This window comes from Streptomyces sp. NPDC045026 (assembly GCF_056432625.1).
Genome location: NZ_JBWKIS010000007.1, coordinates 224,916 through 232,032, shown reverse-complemented (window position 1 = coordinate 232,032; position 7,117 = coordinate 224,916). Strand labels below are relative to the sequence as shown.

Sequence of the window (7,117 nt, the reverse complement as noted above, 5' to 3'; positions counted from 1 at the left end):
CGAGGACACGGGCACGTGCCCGCCGGTCCAGAAGGCCGACGGGGCATCGGGTACGCCGAAGGACCCCGACACGAAGTGCACGGACCAGGTCAACTATGCGGGCGACCCGCGCTCGAACGCCGAGATCAACTCCATCGGCGCGAGCACGGGCACGTGCCCGCCGGTCCAGAAGGCCGACGGGGCATCGGGTACGCCGAAGGACCCCGACACGAAGTGCACGGACCAGGTCAACTACGCGGGTGACCCGCGCTCGAACGCCGAGATCAACTCCATCGGCGAGGACACGGGCACGTGCCCGCCGGTCAAGCAGGGGTGAATTGCTGACTGTCCCTGAAAGAAGGAGCGCCGGGGCCTGCGGACGCGTCCGTGCCGGGCCTGCCGGACCGTACCTGCGATCACTCGAGGGCGGTCCGGCCACTGCGATGCGGCGCCGACGCGTGCTCCGACCTGCAAAAAGCCCCTCCCGAAGGAGAGGCGGAGAGCTGTGCCCCCGGCAGGACTCGAACCTGCGGCCAAGCGCTTAGAAGGCGCTTTGCTGGTCCTGTGAGGGCGCCACTCTGAGCTGGCCTTTCCAGTAGCCGACGTTGAGGTGATCGACGACGTCGACACGCATTCGACCGCACGGGGGTGACGGCGGGCTGGATCAGGCCTGGCGCCATGCCTCGAAGAACCGCTCCCGGTCTTGTGGGGTCTCGAAATCCCGCCGGCTGGCCAGCGCGACATGCCACGCGCTCATTTCGACGTCGCGTAGCCACAGCTCACCGCCGTATCGGCCACTGACGCCGATGGTCCCATCGTCGAGGACTGAGCCGACGACTTCCGCCATAGCGGTGCGCTGGGACGGCGTCAGCTCCGCCAAGAAGCTCAGGACGCGGGAAGCGATACCTGCCTCGTTGCCGTTCTGGACACGGCCGAAGAAGGGTCCACCCATATTCGCAGGAATGATGTTCCAGGAGGCACTGCCTCCAGCCTCGCGAACACGGTCCCAGAAGGCATTTCCTTCGGTGCTTCCAGGCAGCGGGAGCGCAGCGAACAGATCGATCAAGTGGCCGTTGGCAGCCCGGCTGTAAGCCGTGTCGCAGCTCGTAGCAGTGGCGATGCGGGCAACGTGGCCGATGGTGAGCCCGCCACCTTCGGGCCAGTCCAGCGGAGCGTTGAGCGACTCGGTGAGATGCTGCTCCAGCTCGTCGTACTCGTCAGACTGCTCGCTGCTGATGTGCCGGTTCACGATCACGCTGTCCCCCTAGGGCCGTGGTCCGATACTCCGGTCTGCCAGCATGCCAGCGCCGAGGATCTTCGACGTGGATGATTTTTGGCCGATGTATCTGTCACAAGGCTGGCTGGTCGGGACAGCCACAACTGATCATCGACGGCCGTGACCTGGGGCGGGCCAGCGGGGCAAAGTTTTCCCCGTCCTTGCAGTCGATGCCGACCAACGCGACGTGCTGTGAGGCGAGTTCCTTGATGACCTTGCATTGGGTGACGGACTTACCCGAGCCGACCGCTGGCCGCTGACCGGTCTTGGTTGGCCACCAGAGGCGAACGGCGCTGAGTCCACTGGTGCATACACGCAACAGAGGTTGCTGCCAACTAGGGTCCTGCTATGGAGTGGACGACTCTCATAAGCACGCTAGCCGGGGCGACTATCGCGATGAGCTCGACCCTGCTGGTCGAACGACGGCGAGACCGCCGTGAAGTTGCGATCGAGCAAGATCGTCATCGTAGGCAGCTGGAAACCGAGTGGCGCGTTGCTCGCCAGGAGCTATACAGCTCGTTCCTCGCTGCCCTCACTCAAGCTCGTAACGAGATGAGGAGAATTGCTGGTAGCACTGATATTTCACTCGACGAGAAGTTACACGCGGCTCGAACCGCGTTCATTCCCTGCTATGGCCTGCGGTACCAGATGGAGATCCTTGCGCCTCCTGCTGTCATCGGACCAGCCGTTGAGCTTTTCAGAACAGTCCGCAACATAAGGGACGACTTTTCCAATGAAGCCCTCGCCGTGTCATCGGAAAGCAGCCAAATTACCGACGATTATCACGCGGCCTTGCGTGCGTTGCGCGCTGCAATGCGTGAAGATCTAAGTGTGGGACCCATCCCATCCCGGTAAAGAAGCCCGGGCCAACTGCCACCTGCGGTGGTTGCGTAGTTAGCTTAAAGACTAGGGAAGCGTGATCGACCTATGGCCACACCTGTGCTTTCTATCGTGATCCCGGCGTTCAATGAAGCTCAATACCTGCCGATCTGCCTGCCAACCGTAGTGAATTCTCTTAAGATATGGATGGAGGCAAGCGGCGAATACGGAGAAATAGTAGTCGTAGACAACGACAGTGAAGATGAGACTATAAAGATTGCAGAGTCGTTCGGGGCCCGAATTGTCCGGGAGGTGCATAGAAACATTGGGCAGGTTCGTAACACCGGCGCCACTGCTGCACATGGCCGCTATCTGCTCTTTGTTGATGCTGACGTATCTTTACCGGCTGAAGCTGTCTCGACGGTGATGCGCCTGCTAGCTTCCGGTCGGCATGTGGGAGGCGCCATTCCCCCGAAATACACGCCGAGGCGTATCAGCTCTCGACTCCTTTGCTGGTACTGGAGCAGTCACCGGAAGCGGCACCGCGGTGCTCAAGGGGTCGATCAATTCTGCACTGCTGATGCGTTTCGTCAGCTCACCGGATACCGTACCGACTGGTTCATGAGCGAGGACGTGGAGTTTTTCAATCGCCTGCGAGATTTGGGAGACAGAATGCAGAGGCCCATAGTAATTGTCGACGAACTTCGTGTCCGACCTTCTTCCCGCCGTTATGACCAGTGGCCTGCTTGGAAGATGATTTGGTGGCAGAACCCAATAACTGCACGCCTACACTTGAGCTCTGCTTCCTTCTGGCGACACTGGTACCAATCTACCGTTCGATAATTAGAGCAGGGATTATTTTGAATTACGACCGAAGAGGTTGGTACGCCTTGTGATTGTATGCTTAGAGGGTCCTTCGTATGCGGGTAAAACCACCGCGATCCACCGCCTCCGGAATCTTCTCCCTACCCTCGACGCGCTCTTCCTGAAATGTTATGTCGAGCACATCCCGCTTGTTCAAGATATTCCCCCACCGCTCACTAGGTCGGCAGCGGAGCAGTTAGCCGCGTTCGACGTTTTTATGGGTATAGAGGCCGAGCGCGTTGCTCAAGCCGCCAGGGACCCACACCATTTGATAATTTTGGATCGGTCGGTGGACACTCTAATGGCGCACGCTTACGCCATGGATCACCTGTACGACTTCCAAGTATACGACCAGGTCCGCCGGCTTTTATGGCACCTGCCGTATCTGCGCCCAGACCACACTATTTATCTTGACGTCTCACTGAAGACGCTGCAGTTGCGGCGCGCGGCAGAGGAAAATGGCGTCCCCGAAATTGAATACTTCCTGCATGACCCGCAATTTTTGACCTATACCAGGAACTATTTCATTGATCAGCCACACTTGCCCGTCTCCAGTCAAGTGACTGTGCTCCCTTCCTGTGACTCAAAAGCTAAGACCGCAGAACTTGTCCGAGACCTCGTGAAGCTGTGGAGTGCCCGAGACTAAATTCAAGACCACCTCAACCCACCCCTCACCCAGCTCCCATCCCGTCCGCCTTCGGCCCACACATCGTGGAGTGGGCGTGGTTCAGGGCGTCAAGGTGGAGCGCGCCACTGTACGAACGACCTTGACGCCCTGGGCCGCGACTGCTCGGCTCTGCCTGGGTCGAAGGTGGTCGGGATGGGAGCCCACGACGCCCGCCACGATTCGGCCGGCACCCGCGAACGGCGCCCTGTCCATCCCGGAGTCTGAGCGCCCCCGCCGGAGGCATCGCTTGTGCCTTCCGTTTCCCTTCAGCCAGGCTCTCTCGCTCTAGTTGCGCGACCGGCGTAGCCGGGGCCCAGAGCGGGGCGGAGACAGGAGCGCAGGGCCCCGGCGGTGAGCCGGGGAGCGCGCGACGAGCGGAGCGAGGAGCCTTGATGAGGTAGAGAAACCTGTAACAGCTCGGCCCTAGAAGGCCGTGGCCGTGACCTTCCGGCCGTCGTGGGAGCGCACGTGAACTGCGGATTCTTCGAGGGCGTCCAGGACCCGGATCGCGAAGACCTCGCCCATTCGGTCGGCGATCTCGTCACGGGTGAGCCACTCGACCGCTGTGGATTCATCGGACAGCCGCTCGTGCCCGCCCTCGACGGCGCACAGGAAGACCAGGGCGACGATGCCCCGCGCGGTGTTCTTGTAGACGCCGGTCAGCCGCTCGACCTGGACCTTTAGGCCAGTCTCCTCAAAGATCTCTCGGCGAACCCCGTCCTCCGGGGCCTCGGTCAGTTCGAGCACCCCTCCCGGCGGTTCCCACGTCCCGTTATCAGCACGCCGGATGGTCAGCACTCGCCCGTCCTCACGCACCACCACGCCTGCTACAGAAACGGAGTGGAGCGGCGTTGACGGCTTCTGCTGGGGACTGTTACTCATGTACAGGAGAATAGGAGACTGAGAAGGACTATGGCGAGTGGTGACGTAACCTCCGTGGCCAAGGCGAAGTATTTGCAGATCGCCGATGACCTTGCAGGGCAGATCAAGACTGGGGCTCTGGCGGCTGGGGCTGCTGTGCCCAGTGAGTCCGAGCTCATGGAACGCTACGGCGTCGCCTCCGGGACCGTGCGCAAGGCGGTGGCGGAGCTGCGGACGATGCAGTTGATCGAGACACATCACGGGCGTGGGTCCTTCGTGCGCTCTCGCCCTCCGGTGCAGCGCAAGTCGTCGGACAGGTTCCGGCGCTCTCACCGGAAGGCCGGCAAGGCGGCGTACCTGGCGGAGGCCGAGCAGTCAGGGGGAAAGCCCTCGGTGGCTGTCTTGTTCATCGGCCCGACGGAAGCTCCGGAAGACATCGCGGACCGTTTGGGCGTCGCGGTGGGCACGAAGGTCCTCGCGCGTAAGCGGCGGTACTTCCGGGACGGCGTCCCAACGGAGGAAGCGACCTCGTACCTGCCGTGGGGCGTGGTGAAGGACATCCCGGAGATGTTCTCCGAGAACCCCGGAGGCGGCGGCATCTATGCGCGCCTTGAGGAGAACGGCTACGGGCTCGTCGAGTTCACCGAGACCGTTCGAGCGAGGTTGGCGACGAAGGCCGAGGCTGCCTCGTTGGCCTTGAGCCCTGGTTCGCCGGTGATCCATCTGGTGCGGAACGCGATTTCCGGCGGGGAACGCGTCGTGGAGGTCTGCGACACGATCATGGCTGCTGACCAGTTCGTTCTGGACTATCGCTTCCCTGCTGGGGACTGACGCTCGGTCAACTTCGCAACCCGCCACGGGATTTCTTCCGGTGGCGGGTTGACTCATGTACAGGAGGCGGGCACTCTTCTAAGCATCACTCCTGTACATGAGTGCAGGAGTAAGGCTCAAGCACAGGAGAGCTTTCATGTCGTCGTTCAAGATCGACCTTTCGACCGCTGTTGTCTTCGTGGCCACACCGGCCGTGCCGAAGGTGCTCAGCAAGCAGACCGGTGAGCGTGCCGTGGACCGTGAGACGAAGGCGCCCCTGTCGACGGTGGGCCTTCTGGTCTCCGATGAGGGTGAGGGGAACCTCTACCAGGTGACCGTGCCGGAGACGGGTATCCCGGAGAGCCTCGTGCCCGGTACGCCGGTCACCGTGGTCGGACTCAAGGCGCGTGACTGGGAGAACGAGTTCAACGGGCAGAAGCGCCACGGGATCTCGTTCCGCGCCGTCGCGATCACGGCGGGGGCCTGATCATGACCGACCTGTCCACGTGGCTGGAGGCGTCCGGGGCCATAGCCGGTGCCGGCGGCGTCGCCTACATGAAGGTTCGCGCGCCGCGTGCGTACTGGAGGCTGGTCGGTCTTCCCGTCACGTGGGGTCGGTTCGCCTCGAAGTACCGGACCACGATGGACGTGTGCGGCCTGACGGTCCAGCCGTCCGGGTTCCGGGCCTTCATGGTTCGCAACGTCGCCCGCAGCCAGGTTCAGCCCGTGCCGCCGAAGGTACGCCGGGTACGTGGCACCTCGACCGGACTTCGGGTCACTCTGCGACTGCCCGCCGGCCTGGAGCCTGCGGACATCGCGGCCGCCTCCGAGCGTCTTCGTCACGCGTGGGGCGTGCACGCGGTGAACGCGATCCCGACCAAGCCCGGATATGTGGAACTGCGCATGACGGGGTTCGACGTGCTGAACAAGGTCCGGATGCCGCGCAAGGCCATGCCGCATGACCTGGTGGTGCCGGTCGCCCTGCGCGATGACGGCACCGCGTACGAGCGGGACTACCGCAAGGTCCCGCAGGCCCTGACCCTCGGCGCCACGCTGTCGGGGAAGTCGATGTACCAGCGCAATCTGATCAAGGGGCTGGCTCAACTGCCGGTCGCCCTGGTCGGGATCGACTGCAAGCGCGGGGTCGAACAGTCCCGATACGCGGCCCGCCTGTCGGCGCTGGCGACCAACCCGGACGATGCCGCGTCCCTGATTGATGTGCTGGTAGCGGAGATGGAGGACCGATTCGACCTGCTCGCCAAGCACGGGGCCTCGGACCTGTGGTCTCTGCCCGAGCGTCTACGGCCGGCGCCAGTTGTGGTCCTGGTCGACGAGATCGCGGAACTGTTCCTGATCGCCTCCAAGACCGATGAGGCCCGCCGCGAGCGGATCGTCACGGGCCTGATCCGGCTGGCCCAGCTCTCCCGCTCGGTCGGCATCTATCTGGAGATCTGCGGGCAGCGCTTCGGCTCCGAACTCGGCAAGGGCGCCACCATGCTCCGCGCTCAACTCACCGGCCGTGTCGTGCACCGCGTCAACGACAAGCAGACCGCAGAAATGGGCCTGAGCGACGTGGCCCCCGAAGCCGTACCGGCTGCCTCCCTCATCCCTGCTGATCGCCCCGGTCTCGCAGTGGCGGCGGACTCCTCCGGCGGCTGGTCCCGTATTCGCACCCCGCAGATCAGCGAGGACGAAACCGTGGCCGTCTGCCGGGAGTTCGCTCATCTGATCCCGGACCTTCCGGCCCTGGACCCGTTCCGCCCGGCCGTGCCACTGGATCCGACGCTGATCATCCCGCCCATGCCCACTGAGGCCCCGGCGACTTCCTGACACACCTCTCG

At 63.1% G+C, this 7,117-nt stretch carries 8 protein-coding genes, 1 tRNA gene and 1 pseudogene; 7 read left to right on the top strand and 3 right to left on the bottom strand.

Features of this window, described 5'->3' with window-relative positions:
- Positions 1-316 (top strand): annotated as a pseudogene (locus AC07EJ_RS18185) (hypothetical protein); the annotation flags it as partial.
- Between the two features lie 169 nt (positions 317-485).
- Here the strand turns inward: AC07EJ_RS18185 and AC07EJ_RS18180 are convergent.
- Both AC07EJ_RS18180 and AC07EJ_RS18175 read right to left on the bottom strand, forming a co-directional pair.
- Positions 486-567 (bottom strand) — tRNA-Arg (locus AC07EJ_RS18180).
- 76 nt (positions 568-643) lie between these two features.
- A complete protein-coding gene (locus tag AC07EJ_RS18175) occupies positions 644-1,234 on the bottom strand; it encodes a hypothetical protein (protein ID WP_478884517.1) in 591 nt (196 codons plus the stop codon).
- A gap of 417 nt (positions 1,235-1,651) precedes the next feature.
- Here AC07EJ_RS18175 and AC07EJ_RS18170 point away from each other — a divergent pair, with 417 nt between their 5' ends.
- From AC07EJ_RS18170 to AC07EJ_RS18160, 3 genes are all read left to right on the top strand, one after another.
- The gene (locus AC07EJ_RS18170) at positions 1,652-2,110 is read left to right on the top strand and encodes a hypothetical protein (RefSeq protein ID WP_478884516.1); all 459 of its coding nucleotides are present in this window, start codon (positions 1,652-1,654) and stop codon (positions 2,108-2,110) included.
- Positions 2,111-2,182: 72 nt separating this feature from the next.
- A complete protein-coding gene (locus AC07EJ_RS18165) occupies positions 2,183-2,917 on the top strand; it encodes a glycosyltransferase (protein ID WP_478884515.1) in 735 nt (244 codons plus the stop codon).
- 340 nt (positions 2,918-3,257) lie between these two features.
- Positions 3,258-3,584 (top strand): hypothetical protein, encoded by a 327-nt coding sequence (locus AC07EJ_RS18160; RefSeq protein ID WP_478884514.1) that lies wholly within the window; start codon positions 3,258-3,260, stop codon positions 3,582-3,584.
- A gap of 444 nt (positions 3,585-4,028) precedes the next feature.
- Here the strand turns inward: AC07EJ_RS18160 and AC07EJ_RS18155 are convergent, their stop codons facing one another.
- The gene (locus AC07EJ_RS18155) at positions 4,029-4,487 is read right to left on the bottom strand and encodes an NUDIX hydrolase (RefSeq protein WP_478884513.1); all 459 of its coding nucleotides are present in this window, start codon (positions 4,485-4,487) and stop codon (positions 4,029-4,031) included.
- A 30-nt stretch (positions 4,488-4,517) separates the two neighbouring features.
- On the opposite strand from AC07EJ_RS18155, the gene AC07EJ_RS18150 reads away from it, so the two are divergent.
- From AC07EJ_RS18150 to AC07EJ_RS18140, 3 genes are all read left to right on the top strand, one after another.
- A complete protein-coding gene (locus tag AC07EJ_RS18150; RefSeq protein ID WP_478884512.1) occupies positions 4,518-5,297 on the top strand; it encodes a GntR family transcriptional regulator in 780 nt (259 codons plus the stop codon).
- A 136-nt stretch (positions 5,298-5,433) separates the two neighbouring features.
- Positions 5,434-5,763 carry an SCO3933 family regulatory protein gene (locus AC07EJ_RS18145; RefSeq protein WP_478884511.1) on the top strand — a complete coding sequence of 110 codons (330 nt, stop codon included), beginning with the start codon at positions 5,434-5,436 and terminating at the stop codon, positions 5,761-5,763.
- 2 nt (positions 5,764-5,765) lie between these two features.
- The gene (locus tag AC07EJ_RS18140) at positions 5,766-7,106 is read left to right on the top strand and encodes an FtsK/SpoIIIE domain-containing protein (RefSeq protein WP_478884510.1); all 1,341 of its coding nucleotides are present in this window, start codon (positions 5,766-5,768) and stop codon (positions 7,104-7,106) included.
- Positions 7,107-7,117: the final 11 nt, after the last annotated feature.